Below are 383 nucleotides of genomic sequence, written 5' to 3'. Positions count from 1 at the left end.
CTTGTGCGGTTGGCAGCTGCATTTCTTCAATTTGCTGACGGGTCGCACGTTCGATATCACGCAACATGCGTTTTTCACGACCACGAACAAAAGCAATGGCGGCACCTTCACGTCCGGCACGGCCAGTACGGCCAATACGGTGAACGTAAGATTCCGTGTCTTGCGGAATATCGTAGTTGATTACGTGAGAAATACGCTCAACGTCGAGACCACGTGCGGCAACATCCGTCGCGACAATCATATCCAGACGGCCAGCTTTCAGCTTCTCAACCGCTTTTTCACGCAATTGCTGTGGAATATCGCCGTTCAGCGGTGCACAACGGAAACCGTGTTGCTGCATGAATTCAGCCACTTCTTCAGTCGCCTGTTTGGTGCGTACAAAC

The 383-nt window shown here is 52.0% G+C and carries 1 protein-coding gene; it reads right to left on the bottom strand.

Annotation, left to right across the window (positions count from 1 at the left end; translation table 11 throughout):
* Window positions 1-383 (bottom strand): helicase-related protein (locus tag Q4563_RS16870; RefSeq protein WP_303605313.1); only part of this gene is annotated, 383 nt, incomplete at both ends.

Source organism: Gilvimarinus sp. 1_MG-2023 (assembly GCF_030548285.1).
Note: the sequence above shows the minus strand (reverse complement) of the source record. Positions and strands in the feature narration are given on the sequence as shown.